We start from the raw sequence: 18,502 nt of genomic DNA, 5'->3' as shown, positions 1-18,502 counted from the left end.
AAAAAGGGTGCAAGGTATCTTCTCTTCTGAGGATTCCTTACACCCTTATATTTAGTTCACTACTCGACCGACGACTTTTAAGACTTCAATTCTGCTCATTTTTTCCTTACCTTCCATAAGGGCTTTGAGCGTTCCGTGTGCCAACGCCAATGGAATTTCACAAAATTTGATAATGCTATCGGTTTGCAGATCTTTTATATAGAGGTCAGCCATTTCTAAGTTTTTCTGTGCGTATGCAAACATTTCCTCTAAACCCCACCCTTTTGGAAAAAAGCTTACACCTCGGGTTTCGTCTTCCTTATAATTACGGAGGATATTAACTGCTTGTAAGCCACGACCAAACGCAATCGCTAAATGCTCATCTGTTTCCGTGTTATCATACCATTTCCAAATATCATTAAGCATAAGACCTACTAAACCAGCCACATAGTAAGTATAATCATCTAAATCATTTTCTGATTCGATCACCCAATCTTTTTCCACCCATTTAGCCATCCCTTTTGCCATTGTAGCAGTGGCTTCCAACATTTTATTGACAATACCAGACGGGCAAACTTCAATCCAATCAGATAATTTTAAAGTAACAGCTGGAAGGATAGACTCGTAAGGTTCAAATAACTTTGCTAAATCCTCGTGAGTAGGTTTTTGAAGGATTTTGTGGACGGAGAGCAGCAAATCAATTTTATCCTTGGCTGGAAGCTGGGGGTGGTCTTCAATCTCATCAATCGCTCTCATACATAAATAGGCAGACGCAACCGCTTCTTGTAATCCTTTACTTAAATGAGTAATTGGAATATAGAATGTCCGGCTGGTCTTCTTCAATGCCTGTCTTGCCTCTTTATTAATAAATTTTGCTTCACTCACCCTGATTGCCTCCTATAAATCCTATTTTACAAAAAATCTTTTAAATTCTATTTTATAAGAAAGTTTACTTTTTGTCATATCATATTAAAGTGACATTTAGGACATTTTCAATATTATTATGTTTTCCAATGTAAAAGTTCTTAAATTGTTCATTGACTTATAAAAAAGTAAATCCATATAATAAATCAATTAATATAACTTTTTTAAAAAGGAGCAAACTATGGGATTTACTACATTAGTCTATCACGAAATTAGGAAAAAAGCAGAGTTTAATCCAGAAAGCCCATCTGCCATTGATGTAACACAAGATTATAACGATATTCTCCCGTCGCCACTGTTTGTCACTTTAGAACATTTTGAGGAACAAATGAGATATATACATAATGAAGGTTTTCATATCTTAACCGTGGATGAAGTGAAGAATTACTATTATGCTGGAATAGATATTCCCGAAAAGTCTGTATTAATTACTTTTGATGACTGTTACCAATCTATGAAAAAATATGCTTATCCTATTCTAAAGGAATACGGATTTCATGCGGTATCCTTTGTCGTAACAGGCTGGCTTCACGAGGTCGGGAAAGGGTTTACCCCCGAACGGTCCGTTTGTTTAACGAAAGAGGATTTAACTGAAATGACAGACGTCTTCCAATATGCAAACCATACCGATTCCTTTCATCAACGAACAGATGTGAAGACAAGTATGATGATGTCTACAACCGATGAAGAGTTTGCTCAAGATTTGGATAAGTGTAATAAATATGTTCCGGTGAAAGATGTATTTGCCTACCCATTTGGATTATTCAATGATCGAAATGTCAATGTTCTAAAAGAAAAAGGCTTTAAGTTGGCATTTACTACAGAAACTGGACCTAATACGCAGGAAACTGATCCCCTTCATTTAAGAAGAAATGTGGTTCCATATTTTATCGACATGGATGCTTTTACAAAAATTTTAGGAGAATGAGGAATTTTAAGATGAAAAAGAAACTAGTTACTTTAATGATGCTGGTAACAATGGTGTTCCTAGCTGCATGTGGAAATGGAAATACAAATGAAAATACGTCCGAACCAACAGACACAAAAAAACAAGACAAAGGTTCAGAACCGTCTGGTGAGGAGTTTGCAATCGGCATACTTGCCGCAGAATCAGGGATTCCAATTATCCTTGCGAAGGAGAAAGGCTTTTTTGAAGACGAAGGTGTGAATGTAGCAATTCAACCCTTTTCAAATCCGATGGACCGAAATGTTGCTGTACAAGCTGGACAGTTAGACGCTACGATTGGCGATGTAATGACAGTCGCTTCTTTTAAACAAAATGGCATTAACATGAAAATCACATCTGATATTAGTGAAGATTTCAAAATCCTTTCTTCTCCTAATTCAGGAATTACAGAAATGAATCAATTAGATGGTAAAAAAGTTTCACTTGTACCAAACTTCATTTTAGAATACATCATGGACGAATTTGCAAAGAAAGGTAATTTCTCATACGAAATTGTTGAAATTGCCTCTTTCTCTGATCGATTCGAACAACTACTTCAAGACCGAATTGATGGAGTTGTTTTCACAGAGCCACAGGCTGGTTTATTAGTCCAACAAGGTGCACACTTACTAGGAAGTTCTAAAGAGGCTGGAATTAAAGGCGGAACCATTTCATTTACGGAAGAAATGATTAAGGAGAAACCAGAAGATATTAAAGCCTTTTACCGCGCTTATAATAAAGCTGTCGATTATATAAATGAAACAGAAGCTACTGAATACAGCGATATTTTGGCTGATTATCAATTCCCTGAAGCTATGAGTACCTATTTAACGAACTTGCCGTATGATATTGAACATGCTGGTAAAATTGACCAACAACAATTTGACAGCATTATTGCTTGGACACAAGAAAAGGGCCAAATTAAAAATAAGTATACGTATGAGGAATTAACCGATTACTCATTTATTAAGTAAAAACTAATAATGGAGGTTATCCAAACCGGGGACAACCTCCATTTATTTCTGATTCCATGGTGTAAAATGTGTCTCTAACCAGTCCAATAATTTAAAAAATAACAATCCAATAAACCCTAAGACGACAATTCCCGAAAACATTTCTGGATAATTCATTTTCGACCAGGCGCTCAATATAAAATATCCAACTCCATAAGTTGTCGCATAGTTTTCAGCAAAAAATAATGTGGCAAGTGAAATTCCGATACTGACCCTTAACCCTGAGAACACTTGTGGCAGGACGGCCGGAATGATTAAATACCGATATTGCTGCTTATTGGACGCGGAGAAACTGTCCATGACTTTAAAGTAGGTTGAGGGAATTTGCATAACCCCATCACGAACCGATAAAATGATTTGAAAAATAATAATAAAAATGATCAACAAAATTTTTGATCCATTCCCAAGTCCAAACAAAAGCATGAACACTGGTAGGAATGCGACCTTTGGAATCGGATACATATAATATAAGAAGGGAGAAAAAATCCGATTGAACCTCTTGTTAACACCAAGTAAAATGCCAAGGGGAATTCCAATAACTAATGAAATGCTTATCGCTGTCAATACCCGCAACACACTTCCTAGTGAATGAAGTACTAATTCCCCTGCTACCGTCCCTAAGTATTTGAAGGTCTCCAATGGAGATGGAATCGTATGAGTAGGAATGGCAAGATGGAGGATTTCCCAGAATAGTACAAAACTAAAAAATCCGATCACAATTTGACTATTTACTATTTTTTTATAGATCTTCATTTAGGAATCCCCACATTCATTAATTTCCTTATGTTAATACAAGCCTCGTAAAAGCCAAGCTGTTCCTTAGCATTCGTTTGGGCAAAATAAGGATTTTCAACCTGCTGAATGCTCCCATCCTCTTTTAAAATTAAGACCTCTCTGCCTAGAAATACAGCTTCCTCGATATCATGAGTCACAAATAACATGGTCGTCCTCAGCTTTTGCTGCTGCTTCAAAACCAGAAATTGTATATATTCCTTTGTCATTGCATCTAAAGCAGAGGTCGGTTCATCCATTAATAAAAGTTGTGGTTTCCCGATTAACGTCCGCGCAATCCCAACCCGCTGCTTTTGGCCTCCACTCAATTCGTGAGGATATTTGTCCTTCAAATGATCTAACTCCATCTCCTGCAAAAGCTCGATTATCTCCTGTTCAATCCCTTGAACATTCTTTAACTTCAGTGGCATGGATACAGATTCAAACACAGTCTGCCACGGGAAAAGACCTAAATCCTGAAACAAAAAGGCAATCCCATTGCTCGTTTTATTAACCGATTTCCCATTAATCTTGATTTCCCCACTACTAGGGTGCAAAAAGCCTGAAATCAAATTTAATAACGTGCTTTTTCCCACTCCCGATTTACCAACTAGTGCATATGATGAACCTTGTTTTAACGAAAGATTTACATTCTCTATGACAGTCTGTTCTTTAAATTTAAAAGTGACCGCTTTTAACCTTACAAATTCTTCATTCTGCTTCATTTAACCCATCCTTTATTTTGAATAGCTACATGATAACAAAGTTTTTAGGAGATTTTAACAGGAATCATGATAACGATTGACAAAACTAATAATCCATTATATTATTATCTTATATTCAAGATATTTTAATTCGAGATACAAACCTTTAGGAGGTGATTCTCAATGGAAAGAGCTTGTAAAAGTGAGCCTTTTAAACTATTGATGGAAACGTCCAAACATGTCCAAGACCAAATTAAAGTTGAAATAAGCAAGCATAATTTAAATATTACGGAATTTTCCGTTTTGGAAACTCTTTACCATAAAGGACAACAAACGATCCACCAAATAGGCAAAAGCATCTTAATCTCGAGTGGATCGATGACCTATGTTATTGATAAATTAGAGAAAAAAGGATTGTTAAAACGGACCGACTGCCCAAATGATAGACGAGCTATTTTTATTACATTAACACCAACCGGTGAAGAATTAATGGATAAAATCATGCCTGAATATCAGGCATTTATTAATAAAATGTTCGATTCTTTAAATCATGAGGAAGCCCAGTCATTGGTTAGTCTATTACAAAAGGTAAAACAGGAATAAAATTGATTCATAAAAATGTTCATGGGTCAATTTTTTCAAATTTTTTCGACCATATATCTTGAGTTCAAGATATACGGCCGACTTGAAAGCTTTACACTATATTTGCACTTGCTATTTCTAATAATAAAAAATACTTTAAAGGAGCGAGCATGATGAAGAAAAAAACAACCGGAATTCACCATATTACCGCCATCGTTGGGCATCCACAAGAAAATGTTGACTTCTATGCTGGTGTACTAGGATTAAGATTAGTTAAGAAAACCGTTAATTTCGATGACCCTGAAACCTATCATTTATACTTTGGCAATGAAGGTGGGGAACCAGGAACCATTATTACATTTTTCCCTTGGCCAAATGCACACAAAGGGAAGAACGGTGGCGGGCAAGTTGGGGTTACAACGTATGTCATCCCTGTGGGAGCGATGTCCTTCTGGGAAAATAGACTCAAAAAATTCAATATTGCCTATACAAAAACGGAGCGATTTGGTGAACAATATGTAAGCTTTGATGATCCTCATGGACTACACTTAGAATTAGTTGAACGAAAAGCGGGAAAAATTAACACCTGGAGCTTTGGTGAGGTTACACCAGAGGTAGCCATCAAAGGATTTGGAGGGGCCATTCTCTTTTCCGCAAACCCGACTGGGACTGCAAAAGCATTAGAAGATGTTATGGGACTTGAAAAAGTGGGAATAGAAGAAAATATTGCCCGTTTCCGTTCGACTGCAGATATCGGCAACATCATCGACCTAAACATGACCACCCTTCCTCGCGGTGAGATGGGCGTTGGCATTGTTCATCATATTGCCTGGAGAGCGAGTGATGATCAAGATCAATTAGAATGGCGAGAGTATGTAGAAACACATGGGTACGGCGTTACTCCTGTTAAGGACCGAAACTACTTTAATGCGATTTATTTCAGAGAACATGGTGATATTTTATTTGAAATTGCGACAGATCCTCCAGGATTTGCTCATGATGAGTCACAGCAAACGATGGGTGAAAAATTAATGTTACCAGCTCAGTATGAATCTCATCGTGACAAAATTGAGCGTACGATTCTGCCATTCGAGGTGCGAAAATTAGACTAAAAAGGACTGATTACGATGATAGCCATTGATCCAACTCAAAATACAGAAAGAGAAAACTATAAACTATTAATTGGAAGTATTATCCCTAGACCGATTGCATTTGTAACATCTGTGTCAAAAGACGGGGTTCTTAATGGTGCCCCTTTCAGCTACTTTAATATCGTTTCCTCTAACCCGCCGATGGTGTCTATCTCAATCCAACGATCTGGGGGGATTCAAAAGGATACCGCTCGAAATATTTTAGAAACGAAGGAATTTGTTATTCATATTGTCGACGATCTTAATGTGGATCCGATCAATCAAACAGCGGCAAGTCTCCCTCCTAACCAAAGTGAAATTGATTTAGCAGGTTTAACTCCAGTTCCTAGCAGCAAGATCTCTGTTCCAGGAATTAAGGAAGCAAAGGTTCGCTTTGAATGTCAATTAGAGCATTCTGTTGTATTAGGTGGAGAAGAATCTCCTGGTTGTGACTTAATCATTGGCAAAATTGTACAGTTTCATATCGATCATGAAATCTATGAAGAAGGCCGAATCGACCCAGTCGGCTTAGGAGCTGTAAGCCGCTTGGCAGGAACAAACTATGCTAAAATTGGAGAGATTTTCTCAATCCAACGACCAAAATAAGTAAGAAAACTTCCATCAGTGGAGGATTTCATCCATTCCCCACTGATGGAAGCCTTAGCCCACAGGATGCTAGTCACACAGACGCTGCCACAGGCCTATTTAGTCTTTGTTAAACTTTCAAGCCTTTACTGGCAGTTGATTCTCCCAACTTCCTTACTCGAAAACTTGAAGTAGGCTCTTATTGCCTGTAAAGAGTGGGATAAAACCAAGGAAATAGGCTTTTATTTTATTGGCTTCTTGCTAGTGCTTATCTTTATGATAATTCTTGGCTTTGACCTTTTCAGAATGGACAGTTGCTAACTTGATATTCTCTCCATCATTCTCAACAAGATGCTTTAGAATCGACAACTTGTTATTCCAAAACCGTTCGTAAAACGTAAGCCAATCTTGTACTTCTTGTAAAGGTTTCGGGTCTAACTGATAAATTTTTTCCCTTCCTTCTTTACGTCCATGAACTAAATTGGCTTCAGATAGGATATTTAAATGTTTGACAACAGCAGTACGGCTTATTGAAAAGTTCTCCGCTATTTTTGAAATAGACAATTCCTCTTGAGCCAGTAACTGAAGTACTTTCCTTCTCGTTGGATCGGCAATAGCCTGAAAGACATCATGCTTAACCGCTGACAATTATCCCTCAACAACCTTTTTAAGCCTGTCATGAACAATTTGTTCCCAGCCTTTGTCCATCGTTTCACGGATCTCAGCAGCTTTTCTATTTGCCTTGCTAATCATTTCAGTACTCCAACCTCCATGGATTAGCGTGAACTCTGTTTGATCGCCTAAATCTTTCAAGATAAGTGATACAACCCAACCATCTGTATCCCAAGAAAACTTGATGAGATTTGGTTCATCAATTTCTAACACTTTACATGGTGAAGGGCCAAATGGTGATTGTACATGAAACTCATGGCCAACCTTTGGTTCAAAATCATTCTGCATAAACCAAGCGGAAATTCCCTCTGAAGTTGATACTTTTTCCCACACCTTTTGTATAGGAGCATTTAAAACAATCGTTTGTTTAATATCTGGTAGTTCTTGTCCATTAGTATGCATTCTCTTCCTCCTAATCGCTACATAATAACACCTTTTGGTTTTACCTTAATTAATATAACACCTTTTGGTTATATGTCAAACATACAATGCCTTTAGGCCACTAGAACCAACCCAAAAATTACCCTGTTCTCTTAACTTTCTCAAAGTGTATTTTTATTTACAATGGAAAGGGCATCCCTTAAAATTATTGTACATTTCGAAAAAATAGAAATTATAATAACCTTGGAGGAGAAAAAGGATGTATTTTGAAGAATTTGAAGTAGGACAAGTATTCCGTTGTCAACCGTTTATTGTGACGGCTGAAGAAATTCATACCTTTGCTAGTCAATATGATCCTCATCCGATTCATATTGATTCACACTATGCCAATGAACATTCTATTTTCAATGGGATTATTAGCTCTGGATTTTTAACTGTGAGTGCTGTGTGGGGACAGTGGATTCGCTCAGGGGTATTTGGAAATGAATTTATTGTCGGTAAAAACTTTGATTACATAAACTTTACAAATCCAGTAAGGGCAAATGATGAATTAACCCCTGAAATAGAAATTGTTGGATTAAGATCGACATCTAAACCAACCCGCGGGGAGGTTACCATAAAGTTTAGTGTAACCAATCAGAAAGATGAAGTTGTGATGTTAGCCCAACTAAACGCCCTATTAAAAACAAAGGTTACCCAACTAGAACCATCTCCATCCTACTAATCTAGTATTGTTTTTGGCACAAGAAAGTTGATCTCCAAAAAAGTAATCCATCCCATAAAATGTATGTTTTCACTTTTTTGGAGACCGCCACTTCTTTCGTAACTGTTTTATATTTCACAATAAAAAAACTCTCATAGATTATCTCGTTTCTTGATCGTGTGCCATTGTTAGTTTCTTTGTTCACTTATTCTTTTCCTTAAAATCTACGTCCAACGGATCTTTGACGAGGGCCCATCGGCTATGTTCACGCTCCCATTATTACCTCTTTCGATTACTCCTATCGCTAACAGGAACGTTCCCGCGCTACTCATTTCAACTTCTCATCACTCCAACCATCAAACCGGAACATTCACGCACTTAACATTCCTATTAGCCTATTAACAAATCCTCTACACTTCAATTCAATTTCTACTTCGTCCTCCAATCCACTATCCACCTTCAAACCTTTTGTTAGGATTGTACATCCTTGATTTTGAAGGGCTTCCTCTAAAAGATCCACCGCTCTCGCAAATTGTTCATAAGTCGAATCACCTGAACCAAATGCTGCCGCAACCTTCCCGGTTAAATCAACTTCCGTTAACTCATCATAGAAAGCAAGAATTTCATCGGACAAACCCCCGTCCCCCCATGTATAGCTCCCAACTAGAATTCTCTCATAGGACTGCAGCTCCTCTGCATAAACCGCCAGGGCATCCTTTATGATCACTTGATCCCCCGCTTTAATTAGTTCATCAGCGATCGTTTGCGCCATCAATTCTGTTGTCCCTGTCATACTTGCATAAACAATCATCGTTTTCACTTTATCCTCACCCCAAAAATAGGTTAATAACATTCAAATCTCACAAAATGATCATACTTTAATATTTGTTTGGATAAATTGACCTACATCAATGTTTCTTGGAATAGGGTGAGATTAAGACGATGATTCGTTCCCTCTTTTTAAAGGTATTATTTAATTTTTCTTTGCTTAACTAACCCAATAATAATTGGGATAAATGTGCCTCCAAGGATAATCGGCATAAGCCAAATACCAAAGCCACTCCATCCTAAGGCAATAGATACAGATTCGAATAATATAATCGAAAAGATAATTAGGCAAATATTTTTCAATTGATTTAATAACTTCCGGCTGTGTAGATAAAATTGTTCAGCGTTTGATTCATTGATGCGTTTTGGGTAATTATGAATTTCGGGAAACTTCTCAAGTACTCCCATAAATAGCAACATAAATAGTCCAATACCAGGCAAAATAAGCAACTCGGCCTTTGAACCCCAACGGTCCACCTCACCAACTGCATTATAATGAGCTGGCACTTTATCTGGAAGGAGATTCCAAACATAAAATAGAAAGAATGTGGTAACCACGAAAATAGTCACTCCAATGATATCCCAAACCCATTCACTCTTTGTTTTTGGAATATTGATTTTGGAGCGATTCCAAGTTTTACTCATATTTTCCTCCCCTTTAACTGCATTCATATAGTTAATTTTAATAGTTAACAAAATTAAATTTAATTTAGACCTCCGTTACATCACCGTTTTTTAATTATTAACTACAATGGTATTTCCCCCTAACACAATCATTTTCCCCGTTTTTCGATTAAAATTGATCGTATTCCCGACCAATACTATCACTTTTTCACCATTTCTAGTAAAACTAATCGTATTCCAGCAAACACTTGCCCATATTAACAAAAAAACCCAACAAGAAGTCCCCCTCTTGTCAGGCTTTCAACACAATTAATTCTCCTGAACCTCTTTACGATTTTTCTTTAAAAGCTTTGATAAGATTTCATAAACGATCGGTACGATAATCAATGTTAAGGCAGTTGAACTGATTAATCCGCCTATAACCGTAATTCCTAAGTCTTTGGAAATGAGACCTCCGCCACCTGACCCGAATGCTAGTGGTAGCAATGCACCAATTGTAGCAATCGCCGTCATCAAGATTGGACGCAGACGGGTTGCTCCCGCTTCTAAGATGGCTTCACGCATACTCATTCCAGCCTTTTCCATGCGGATAATTCGGTCAACCAGTACAATCGCATTCGTAACAACGATCCCAATTAACATTAAGAGACCCATCATTACCTGTACAGAAATGGTTTCCCCTGTAATCCATAACCCGACAAATGAACCAATGATTGTAAATGGCAATGAGAAAAGAATGGCAAATGGAGCAAGTCCTTCACCAAATGTAACAACGAGAATAAAGTAGACAATCGCTACTGCTGCGATCATAGCAATTCCAAGTTGTGTAAAGGTTTCTTGCATATCTGCAGCAACCCCGTCTATACCCACTGTTACACCTTTAGGTAAATCAAGTTCCTCTATCGCTGCATCCACTTCTGCTGTCGCTTTTGAAATATCCTTGTCTAAAATTTTTCCTGAAACGGTTGCATAATACTCTCCAGCACTCCGAGATAATGTATTTAATGTTGTCCCTTCTTCAACGGTTACAAGCTCTTTTAACGGCATCATTGTTCCTAATGCAGTTGGTATTTGCTTTTCCAGCATTTCATCAATTGATTTAGGCTGTTCTCCAGCAGCTTGCTCTTTCTTCACTATAACATCTAAAGATTCGCCGTCTTTTTCAATGGTAGTTAATACATCTTTTGAATGATCTGGAGCTAGCATCATGACAATTTGGCCTGCTGTTAAACCATATTGCAGTAATTCTTCTTGATCCACTTTAAAGGTATATTCTACAAAAGCATCCTTTGCGGTTGATGATACATCTTCTAAGCGATTATTTTCATTCATAACTTCTTCAACCATTTTCACAGCTTCATTTAATCTAACTAAATTTTCACTGTAAAATGTGTAACTTACCTCATTTGAAGCAAAGCCCATAGAAGCAAAGTCTTGGTTTTTCCATTCCCCAGATTGTTCCATATTAAAGACATACTCTTCTATTTCATTGCGTACTTCTGGGAAGTTTTCCAATTCATCATCAAAAATCAGGTACATGAGTGCACCGTTTGCTCCTCCACCCATCATGGCAGCCATCGGATCACTGCTGTCTGTAACCGATAATTGAAGAATTTCAATATCATCTCGTTTAAGCAATTCTTCTTCAACTATAGAGATATTCTTCAATGTTTCTTCTTCAAGCTCCCCAGCTGCAGGAGTATAGGTTAAATACATAACCTTTTCTTCTTCAGAACCTAAGAAACTAAAACCAATTAATGGCATTAACGCAATGCTTCCGCCTAATAAAATGACCGAAATCAATGAGGTAATCACTTTATGGTTTAATGACCATTTCAAGACTTTCTTATACGAGTTTGCTAGTTTCCCAGCTTCCTTATGCTTAATTTCAGTCTTTTCACTGTATAGCTTTTTCTTAAATAAAGTATGTGATAAAGCCGGTACAATTGTAATTGCAACTAATAGAGATGCACCTAATGAAAATGTCATTGTTAATGCAAACGGCTTGAACAATTCGCCGACCATCCCACCTACAAAAATTAATGGAGCAAATACAGCTACTGTTACTAATGTAGAGGATAAAATGGGTTTAAACATTTCAATGGTCGCTTCACGGATTAATGCACGACCCGATAATTTTTCTCCCTTTAAATGGAGTCTTCGATAAATATTTTCAACAACAACAATCGAGTCATCAATCACCCGTCCAATCGCTACTGTGACTGCACCTAATGTCATAATATTTAACGTAATATCCAGCCAATTTAAAAGTAAGAATGCCATAAAGATTGATACCGGGATGGAAATTATTGAAATAATCGTTGATTTAAAATCACGAAGGAATAAAAGAATGATCAATACAGCGATTAAACCACCAAATACGGCCTTTTCTACCATAGTAAACACAGCTTCTTCGATCGGTTCTCCTTGATCAAGAGAAATATCGACTTTTAAGCCTTCAATTCTTTCTTCTTCATCTGCAACTAATTCTTTAACATCATTTACGACATCTACTGTGTTGGCTTGTTGTTCTTTCACTATTTGAATCGCTATGGCATCTTCGCCATTTGTTCTTGCGACAGATTCTACTTTACCGACTAATTCAATTGCGGCAATATCACTTAATTTAACAAATGGAGCAGGATTTGTTTCGCTTGGTGTGACTGGAATGAGCATTTCTTGTAATTCTTCTTCAGTCATGAACTTCCCGTCAACTCTTATAGCTTGCTCCCCTTCTTCAAACTCATATAATCCTAGTGACACACCTAAGTTACTCGCTTGGATCATATCCTTCACATCTTGCTCTGTTAAGCCAAGCTCTTCTAACTTTTCTTGGTTGTATTGAAGTTCTACCTCTTCAATATGCTGTCCAGTAATCGTAGCATTTCCGACACCATCTAACTTTTCAATTTTTGGCAAAAGAACCTCTTCAACTGTCGAGGTTAATTCAACAATGTCCTCGGTACCACTACTTACACTTAAGGCCACTACTGGCATCATATTCATGCTAAGTGCAGTAATTACTGGTTCTTGTGCTATTTCAGGCAGTTCGACTACTTCTAACGCAGACTGCAATGCCCGTTTTGCCTCGTCCATATCTGTGCCATATTCATACTCTACTTGAATATTTGACATATTCGAGTATGAATTCGAGTACACGGCTTTTACATCCTCAAGCCCTTCAACCGCCTTCTCAATTGGTATAGACACATCTTCCATTACCTTTTCTGGTGTTGCCCCTGGATACACGTCCATAATCATTAAATATGGAATTGAAATATCAGGTATCGTTTCCATTTTCATCCTAGTACCAGAATAAATCCCAGAAACGGTTATAATAATCGTAAGCAACCAAACGGCTAATTTGTTCTTCAAAACAAAATCAACTAAACCTCTCACCATTACACCTACCCTTATTGACTCTTTTGACTCACTTTTTTATAATAATGACTAGCCAGTCATTTGTCAACGAATGATACTAGGAGAGAATGTATAGATGACTAAGAAACAATTAATTATGGAAAAAGCAACAGAACTATTTGCCAAGCAGGGTTTTGGGGCTACTTCCATTCAACAAATAACGGATTATTGCGGCATTTCTAAAGGGGCCTTTTACTTATCGTTCAAGTCAAAGGATGAATTGATAGAGACACTCATCGATCAATTTATGATCCAAATTATTTCTGATATTGACTATATAGTCAACCGTTCACAAAATGAACAAGATATCCTCTTTGATTTTTATTACACTTCTTACCGCTTTTTTCAACAGCATTTAGATTTTGCAAGAATTTTTATTAATGAACAAATGAAATCCATAAACGAAGAAGTATTAACAAAGTTTCGGTCTTATAATGAGAGGATCGAAAAGATTATCATGACAATGATCCACCGAATATACGGTGAAAAGGTAACTGAGTGTAAGTTTGATTTAATGTACTGTATTAAAGGGTTTTTAAACCTTTACTCTGAGCTATTTTTGTATTATAACGTACCAGTCGATTTACATTTGTTGTGTCAATCACTTGTGGAAAAAACAACCCTTCTTGCCAAGCATTCACGTATTCCTTTTATGACTGAAGAGATGCGACTTTTACTTCAGCCAAATAATGGAAAAATAACAAAAGATTACCTTCTTGACCTTATCGAGCAGAAAGTTAATGAATTAGAGGAGTCCATCGAAAAAGAGTCATTGATTTTATTAAAGAATAATTTAGAAAATCATACCTATCCTCCTGCGATTGTAAAAGGATTAATTGAAAACATCAGGAACCACCCGAACTGCAAATGGTTCGCTTATTTACTGCTTCAATATTATCAATTTTAAAGCTATTTTTTTCTTAAATCTAAGCTAACGCTTTGCCTCTAGATCATTTTTAGACGCATTTCCCTATCCCAATCAATTTCTTACCATTTTCGCATAACTTGACAAGTGTGTTAAACTATTTTCAGATTATATGTAGATGGAGGGACATCTATTGTCAGAAGAAAAGGATTCATTGAACTGGGAAAAGCATGAGTATATTGTTGAAACTTTTATACAAACCATTGCTAGAAATATGAATTTGTACGGGATTAACCCATCAGTCGGAAGGCTCTATGGGGTTTTATATTTTTCAGATCACGCCATGACGCTTGATGATATGCGCGAAGCATTGTCAATGAGCAAAACTAGTATGTCTACTGGTGTTCGTGCATTATCCGATATGAAGATGGTAGAGTCCGTTCACAAAAAAGGCGTGCGTAAAGATTTATATCAAACCGAAGAGGATTGGTATAAAGCTTTCACCTCTTTGTTTGGCATTCGCTGGAGAAACCAAACAGAGACAAATATGGAAGAAGCTGACGAGGCGATCGAAAAATTAAAACAACTATTGCAGGAAACAGATGATGAATCATTAATTCATAAAATTAATCTTGATTTAGAAAAGCTTTATTATGCAAAAAGCTATTACGAATGGCTAATGAATTTTATTAAGGTCATTGAATCGGGGGAAATTTTTCAATTTGTTCCAAAAAATGAATAGCATGTATCAAGGGAATTGAACGTTAATAGGTCAGGTTATATCTGTCCTTAACGAAATCGGTTCTCTTTTTTTATTGCCCTTTTTCCAAGTTCTAAAAAATAAAAATATCAAAATACCATTTAAACAGATCATTTTTCATAGTAGTTAAATGTTTGCACAATAATATTTCTAAGGATTTACGAGGATTTTGGCGAAAAGTGAAGGATTTCTGATTATTTTTTATACAGAATAAACTGTACGTAAATTACGAACGGTATATGCAGTTTGAAAAAGTTTTTTTAATCATGTATAGTAATCAAGTAAGTCATTTCTACCTGGGTATCTAGATGGAGATAAAACGATAGATTACGTTAAAAATAGATTAATAATCTATAATCTTATGAAGAGGTGATGATTTTGCCCATTATACAAGTGAAAGACCTAACAAAGATTTTTGGTAAGAATACCAAGCAAGCGATGAAACTTTTAGAGGAAGGAAAGTCTAAAGAAACCATCCTAAAAGAAACTGGCTGTACAGTCGGTGTCAACAAGGCCTCATTTTCCGTTGAGGAAGGAGAAATTTTTGTCATTATGGGGCTTTCAGGAAGTGGGAAGTCGACATTAATCCGATTAGTTAATAGACTTATAGAACCATCAATAGGAAATATTTTTATTGATGATGAGGATTTAGCAAAACTTGATAAAGCTTCCCTTCGTAAGGTGAGAAGAGAAAAACTAAGTATGGTATTTCAGCAGTTTGCCTTATTTCCACATCGTACCATTCTACAAAATGCAGAATATGGATTAGAGGTTCAAAACGTACCAAAAGAGGAACGGGAAAAACGAGCGACAGAAGCTCTAGAATTAGTTGGTTTAGGTCATTACCTTCACCAAAAACCTGGACAACTATCTGGTGGAATGCAACAGCGTGTAGGACTTGCACGTGCCCTTGCCAATGACCCGAAGGTACTTTTGATGGACGAAGCATTCTCTGCATTAGATCCGCTGATTCGTAAAGACATGCAAGATCAACTCCTCGAATTACAATCAACTATGCAAAAAACGATTCTTTTCATTACCCATGATTTAGATGAAGCATTACGTCTTGGCGATCGGATTGCAATTATGAGGGACGGGGTGATCGTTCAAATCGGTACACCTGAAGAAATCCTTGTCAATCCAGCAAATTCTTATGTTGAGCGATTTGTTGAAGATGTCGATCGTTCAAAAGTATTGACCGCCCATCATATTATGAAACGTCCTGAAGCCATCAATATCGAAAGACACGGACCAAGGGTTGCCTTGGAAAGAATGCGTGAAGAAGGAATTTCTTCCATTTTTGTTCTCGATAATCAGCGAAAACTAATGGGTTATGTTACAGCTGATGATGCGTTAGATGCAAGAAACAATGGAGTAACAGATTTAAAAACGATTATTAAAACGGATGTACCAACAGTTGAAAAAGACACAACAATCCATGATATCTTCTCGATTATTTATGGCTCCCCTATTCCGGTAGCTGTTGTTGAAGATGGAAAATTAGCTGGAATCATTGTTCGGGGGACGGTTATTGGGGCCCTTGCTGGTGAGAGTGAGGTGAATCTAAGTCATGCTTAATGGATTATTAGAATTTATACCCAAAATTCAAATTGCTAAAGCGACGGAAAAGGTAACCGATTGGTTAACCGAAACCTTTGCCTTTATATTTGATCCAATCAATAAACATTTTGGTAACTTTATGGAATTTATGGCAGAAGACGTATTGCTAGCCATTCCACCTATTATTTTCATCCTACTTGTGGCCTTATTAGCATTTTTTGTATCTGGGAAAAAATTTGGATTGGCTGCTTTCTCAATTGTTGGATTGTGGTTAATTTATAACCAAGGACACTGGGAAAATTTAATGAATACGGTAACTCTTGTGTTGATTGCTAGTATCTTGTCGATCATTATTGGAGTGCCAATCGGAATTTTAATGTCGAAAAGCAATACAGCCAATGCAATTATTAAACCGATTCTAGACTTTATGCAGACCATGCCAGCCTTTGTTTATTTAATTCCAGCTGTAGCATTCTTTGGAATTGGGATGGTACCAGGTGTATTCGCTTCTTTAATTTTCGCTACACCGCCAACCGTTCGTTTTACCAATTTAGGAATTCGACAAGTTCCAAATGAATTGGTGGAAGCGTCAGATGCATTTGGTAGTACAGGCGTGCAAAAGTTGTTCAAAGTTGAACTTCCAATGGCTAAATCAACAATTATGGCGGGCATTAACCAAACTGTCATGTTGGCCCTGTCCATGGTTGTTATCGCCTCAATGATTGGTGCTCCAGGTCTTGGGAGAGAAGTTCTTTCTTCCCTACAACGAGCTCAAGTCGGAACAGGATTTGTCGCTGGTCTTGGGATTGTTATTTTAGCGATTATTATTGACCGCTTAACCCAAAACATTAATCGAAAAAAATCCTAAGTTACTATCTTTTCTAGATGAAGAGACAGTTCACATTATTATGAAAAGGGGAATGTAAATTTATGATTAAATGGAATTGGAAACGTCTAAGTATGGCAGCAGGCCTGTCATTATCATTATTCATCGCAGGTTGTTCATCTTCTGAGGAAAGTAATTCAGAAAAAGCTGATTCTGTTGGTAACGGTCAAGAAGTTGAATTAGCCTATGTAGAGTGGGATTCAGAAGTTGCAGCAACACATGTGATCGGACATGTATTAGAAGATATGGGTTATGATGTTAAATTAACTCCACTTGATAATGCTATTATGTGGGAAGCTGTCTCAAAGGGTGAAGCAGATGCAATGGTATCAGCTTGGTTACCAGGAACTCACGTTTCTCAATATGAAGAGTATGGGGATCAAGTAATTGACCTTGGTCCAAACTTAGAAGGTGCAGCAATTGGACTTGTCGTTCCAACCTATATGGAAGATGTTAATTCCATTGAGGATCTAGCTGACCATGCGGATAAAACAATTACAGGAATTGAACCTGGTGCTGGGGTTGTTGCAGCCTCTGAACGAGCAGTAGAAGAATATCCAAACCTTGAGGGGTGGAAAGTGCAGACATCCTCAAGTGGTGCCATGGCAACAACTTTAGGTCAAGCCTATAAAAATGAAGAGGACATTGTTGTAACAGGATGGACTCCACACTGGAAATTCCAACAATATGAATTAAAATATTTAGAAGATCCAAAGGGAACATTTGGTGAAGCGGAATCGATTCATACAATGGTACGTCAAGGCTTAGAAGAAGACATGCCTGAAGCTTACCAAATTCTTGATAACTTTTACTGGTCACCAGAAGAGATGGAAGAAATCATGCTTGCTGTTCAAAATGGAGAAAACCCAGAAGATGCAGCGGCTGCATGGATTGAAGCTAACCAAGATCGTGTAGCTGAGTGGACAGAAGGAATCGAATAATTAGATAAAGCAAGTGGAGAGAACACGCTCTCTACTTGCTTTTTTTATTTCAAATTGTGACTTTTATTTTAACATTTAAGCTGATAAATGATATCCTTTTCAAATTGTGATATACTAGTATACAAGAGTTAGTTAATTATAACTACTCTAGCAGCTTTTGCGAATAACGCATTGTTTATAGGAAAACCTATCATTATAAGAGTTTTTATCTCATTAAAAAGGAGAGTA

At 37.1% G+C, this 18,502-nt stretch carries 19 protein-coding genes; 11 read left to right on the top strand and 8 right to left on the bottom strand.

The genetic code is table 11. The annotated features are described in order from the left end of the window. Window positions 1-51 precede the first annotated feature (51 nt). Entirely contained in the window at window positions 52-864 is an 813-nt protein-coding gene (locus R4Z10_RS01245; protein WP_338471433.1) for a phytoene/squalene synthase family protein, read from the bottom strand. A gap of 220 nt (window positions 865-1,084) precedes the next feature. Between R4Z10_RS01245 and R4Z10_RS01240 the strand changes: the two genes are divergently transcribed. Together R4Z10_RS01240 and R4Z10_RS01235 are read left to right on the top strand one after the other, a co-directional pair. Next, window positions 1,085-1,831: a polysaccharide deacetylase family protein gene (locus R4Z10_RS01240; protein WP_338471432.1), complete on the top strand. Its 747-nt coding sequence runs from the start codon at window positions 1,085-1,087 to the stop codon at window positions 1,829-1,831. A gap of 11 nt (window positions 1,832-1,842) precedes the next feature. Then, the gene (locus R4Z10_RS01235; RefSeq protein WP_338471431.1) at window positions 1,843-2,823 is read left to right on the top strand and encodes an ABC transporter substrate-binding protein; all 981 of its coding nucleotides are present in this window, start codon (window positions 1,843-1,845) and stop codon (window positions 2,821-2,823) included. A gap of 42 nt (window positions 2,824-2,865) precedes the next feature. Here the strand turns inward: R4Z10_RS01235 and R4Z10_RS01230 are convergent, their stop codons facing one another. Both R4Z10_RS01230 and R4Z10_RS01225 read right to left on the bottom strand, forming a co-directional pair. Then, window positions 2,866-3,615, bottom strand: a complete 750-nt coding sequence (locus R4Z10_RS01230) for an ABC transporter permease (protein ID WP_338471430.1) — start codon at window positions 3,613-3,615, stop codon at window positions 2,866-2,868. Continuing rightward, complete coding sequence (locus tag R4Z10_RS01225) at window positions 3,612-4,358, bottom strand: ATP-binding cassette domain-containing protein (RefSeq protein WP_338471429.1); 747 nt, start codon at window positions 4,356-4,358, stop codon at window positions 3,612-3,614. Before R4Z10_RS01225 ends, R4Z10_RS01230 begins: the two co-directional genes overlap by 4 nt. A 162-nt stretch (window positions 4,359-4,520) precedes the next feature. Here R4Z10_RS01225 and R4Z10_RS01220 point away from each other — a divergent pair, with 162 nt between their 5' ends. The 3 genes from R4Z10_RS01220 to R4Z10_RS01210 all read left to right on the top strand — a co-directional run bounded on the left by R4Z10_RS01220 (window position 4,521) and on the right by R4Z10_RS01210 (window position 6,655). Continuing rightward, complete coding sequence (locus R4Z10_RS01220) at window positions 4,521-4,940, top strand: MarR family transcriptional regulator (protein WP_338471428.1); 420 nt, start codon at window positions 4,521-4,523, stop codon at window positions 4,938-4,940. Window positions 4,941-5,092: 152 nt separating this feature from the next. Then, on the top strand, window positions 5,093-6,031 hold the full coding sequence (locus tag R4Z10_RS01215) for a ring-cleaving dioxygenase (RefSeq protein ID WP_338471427.1): 939 nt from the start codon (window positions 5,093-5,095) through the stop codon (window positions 6,029-6,031). Window positions 6,032-6,046: 15 nt separating this feature from the next. Then, the gene (locus tag R4Z10_RS01210) at window positions 6,047-6,655 is read left to right on the top strand and encodes a flavin reductase family protein (RefSeq protein WP_338471426.1); all 609 of its coding nucleotides are present in this window, start codon (window positions 6,047-6,049) and stop codon (window positions 6,653-6,655) included. Window positions 6,656-6,895: 240 nt separating this feature from the next. Here R4Z10_RS01210 and R4Z10_RS01205 read toward each other — a convergent pair whose 3' ends face one another. Continuing rightward, window positions 6,896-7,282 carry a metalloregulator ArsR/SmtB family transcription factor gene (locus R4Z10_RS01205; RefSeq protein WP_338471425.1) on the bottom strand — a complete coding sequence of 129 codons (387 nt, stop codon included), beginning with the start codon at window positions 7,280-7,282 and terminating at the stop codon, window positions 6,896-6,898. Further along, window positions 7,283-7,708 carry an SRPBCC domain-containing protein gene (locus R4Z10_RS01200; RefSeq protein WP_338471424.1) on the bottom strand — a complete coding sequence of 142 codons (426 nt, stop codon included), beginning with the start codon at window positions 7,706-7,708 and terminating at the stop codon, window positions 7,283-7,285. It lies immediately after the preceding gene. A gap of 238 nt (window positions 7,709-7,946) precedes the next feature. Here R4Z10_RS01200 and R4Z10_RS01195 point away from each other — a divergent pair, with 238 nt between their 5' ends. Then, the gene (locus tag R4Z10_RS01195; protein WP_338471423.1) at window positions 7,947-8,411 is read left to right on the top strand and encodes a MaoC/PaaZ C-terminal domain-containing protein; all 465 of its coding nucleotides are present in this window, start codon (window positions 7,947-7,949) and stop codon (window positions 8,409-8,411) included. A gap of 349 nt (window positions 8,412-8,760) precedes the next feature. Here R4Z10_RS01195 and R4Z10_RS01190 read toward each other — a convergent pair whose 3' ends face one another. From R4Z10_RS01190 to R4Z10_RS01180, 3 genes are all read right to left on the bottom strand, one after another. Further along, window positions 8,761-9,201 (bottom strand): flavodoxin, encoded by a 441-nt coding sequence (locus tag R4Z10_RS01190; RefSeq protein ID WP_338473135.1) that lies wholly within the window; start codon window positions 9,199-9,201, stop codon window positions 8,761-8,763. Between the two features lie 158 nt (window positions 9,202-9,359). Next, entirely contained in the window at window positions 9,360-9,863 is a 504-nt protein-coding gene (locus R4Z10_RS01185) for a DUF1648 domain-containing protein (protein ID WP_338471422.1), read from the bottom strand. Between the two features lie 288 nt (window positions 9,864-10,151). After that, a complete protein-coding gene (locus R4Z10_RS01180; RefSeq protein ID WP_338473134.1) occupies window positions 10,152-13,241 on the bottom strand; it encodes an efflux RND transporter permease subunit in 3,090 nt (1,029 codons plus the stop codon). A gap of 97 nt (window positions 13,242-13,338) precedes the next feature. Here R4Z10_RS01180 and R4Z10_RS01175 point away from each other — a divergent pair, with 97 nt between their 5' ends. The 5 genes from R4Z10_RS01175 (at window position 13,339) to R4Z10_RS01155 (ending at window position 18,274) form a co-directional block, all read left to right on the top strand. After that, window positions 13,339-14,169, top strand: coding sequence for a TetR/AcrR family transcriptional regulator (locus R4Z10_RS01175; protein ID WP_338471421.1), 831 nt, complete (start codon window positions 13,339-13,341; stop codon window positions 14,167-14,169). A gap of 151 nt (window positions 14,170-14,320) precedes the next feature. After that, entirely contained in the window at window positions 14,321-14,869 is a 549-nt protein-coding gene (locus R4Z10_RS01170; RefSeq protein ID WP_338471420.1) for a GbsR/MarR family transcriptional regulator, read from the top strand. A gap of 396 nt (window positions 14,870-15,265) precedes the next feature. Next, window positions 15,266-16,465: a glycine betaine/L-proline ABC transporter ATP-binding protein gene (locus tag R4Z10_RS01165; RefSeq protein ID WP_338471419.1), complete on the top strand. Its 1,200-nt coding sequence runs from the start codon at window positions 15,266-15,268 to the stop codon at window positions 16,463-16,465. Continuing rightward, a complete protein-coding gene (locus R4Z10_RS01160; protein ID WP_338471418.1) occupies window positions 16,458-17,315 on the top strand; it encodes a proline/glycine betaine ABC transporter permease in 858 nt (285 codons plus the stop codon). The genes R4Z10_RS01165 and R4Z10_RS01160 overlap by 8 nt, the downstream gene beginning before the upstream one ends. Before the next feature lie 62 nt (window positions 17,316-17,377). Further along, the gene (locus R4Z10_RS01155) at window positions 17,378-18,274 is read left to right on the top strand and encodes a glycine betaine ABC transporter substrate-binding protein (protein ID WP_338471417.1); all 897 of its coding nucleotides are present in this window, start codon (window positions 17,378-17,380) and stop codon (window positions 18,272-18,274) included. Window positions 18,275-18,502: the final 228 nt, after the last annotated feature.

It is taken from the genome of Niallia sp. XMNu-256 (assembly GCF_036670015.1).
Taxonomy (GTDB): Bacteria; Bacillota; Bacilli; order Bacillales; family Cytobacillaceae; genus Bacillus_BD.
This window is presented reverse-complemented; position numbering and strand designations above follow the sequence as displayed.

Excerpts from the sequence above, each read along its gene's own strand:
- R4Z10_RS01220 (WP_338471428.1), top strand. The coding sequence starts at position 4,521 with ATGGAAAGAGCTTGTAAAAGTGAGCCTTTTAAACTATTGATGGAAACG.
- R4Z10_RS01175 (WP_338471421.1), top strand. The coding sequence starts at position 13,339 with ATGACTAAGAAACAATTAATTATGGAAAAAGCAACAGAACTATTTGCC.
- R4Z10_RS01155 (WP_338471417.1), top strand. The coding sequence starts at position 17,378 with ATGATTAAATGGAATTGGAAACGTCTAAGTATGGCAGCAGGCCTGTCA.
- R4Z10_RS01230 (WP_338471430.1), bottom strand. The coding sequence starts at position 3,615 with ATGAAGATCTATAAAAAAATAGTAAATAGTCAAATTGTGATCGGATTT.
- R4Z10_RS01160 (WP_338471418.1), top strand. The coding sequence starts at position 16,458 with ATGCTTAATGGATTATTAGAATTTATACCCAAAATTCAAATTGCTAAA.
- R4Z10_RS01185 (WP_338471422.1), bottom strand. The coding sequence starts at position 9,863 with ATGAGTAAAACTTGGAATCGCTCCAAAATCAATATTCCAAAAACAAAG.
- R4Z10_RS01195 (WP_338471423.1), top strand. The coding sequence starts at position 7,947 with ATGTATTTTGAAGAATTTGAAGTAGGACAAGTATTCCGTTGTCAACCG.
- R4Z10_RS01235 (WP_338471431.1), top strand. The coding sequence starts at position 1,843 with ATGAAAAAGAAACTAGTTACTTTAATGATGCTGGTAACAATGGTGTTC.
- R4Z10_RS01210 (WP_338471426.1), top strand. The coding sequence starts at position 6,047 with ATGATAGCCATTGATCCAACTCAAAATACAGAAAGAGAAAACTATAAA.
- R4Z10_RS01190 (WP_338473135.1), bottom strand. The coding sequence starts at position 9,201 with ATGATTGTTTATGCAAGTATGACAGGGACAACAGAATTGATGGCGCAA.
- R4Z10_RS01200 (WP_338471424.1), bottom strand. The coding sequence starts at position 7,708 with ATGCATACTAATGGACAAGAACTACCAGATATTAAACAAACGATTGTT.
- R4Z10_RS01215 (WP_338471427.1), top strand. The coding sequence starts at position 5,093 with ATGAAGAAAAAAACAACCGGAATTCACCATATTACCGCCATCGTTGGG.
- R4Z10_RS01225 (WP_338471429.1), bottom strand. The coding sequence starts at position 4,358 with ATGAAGCAGAATGAAGAATTTGTAAGGTTAAAAGCGGTCACTTTTAAA.
- R4Z10_RS01240 (WP_338471432.1), top strand. The coding sequence starts at position 1,085 with ATGGGATTTACTACATTAGTCTATCACGAAATTAGGAAAAAAGCAGAG.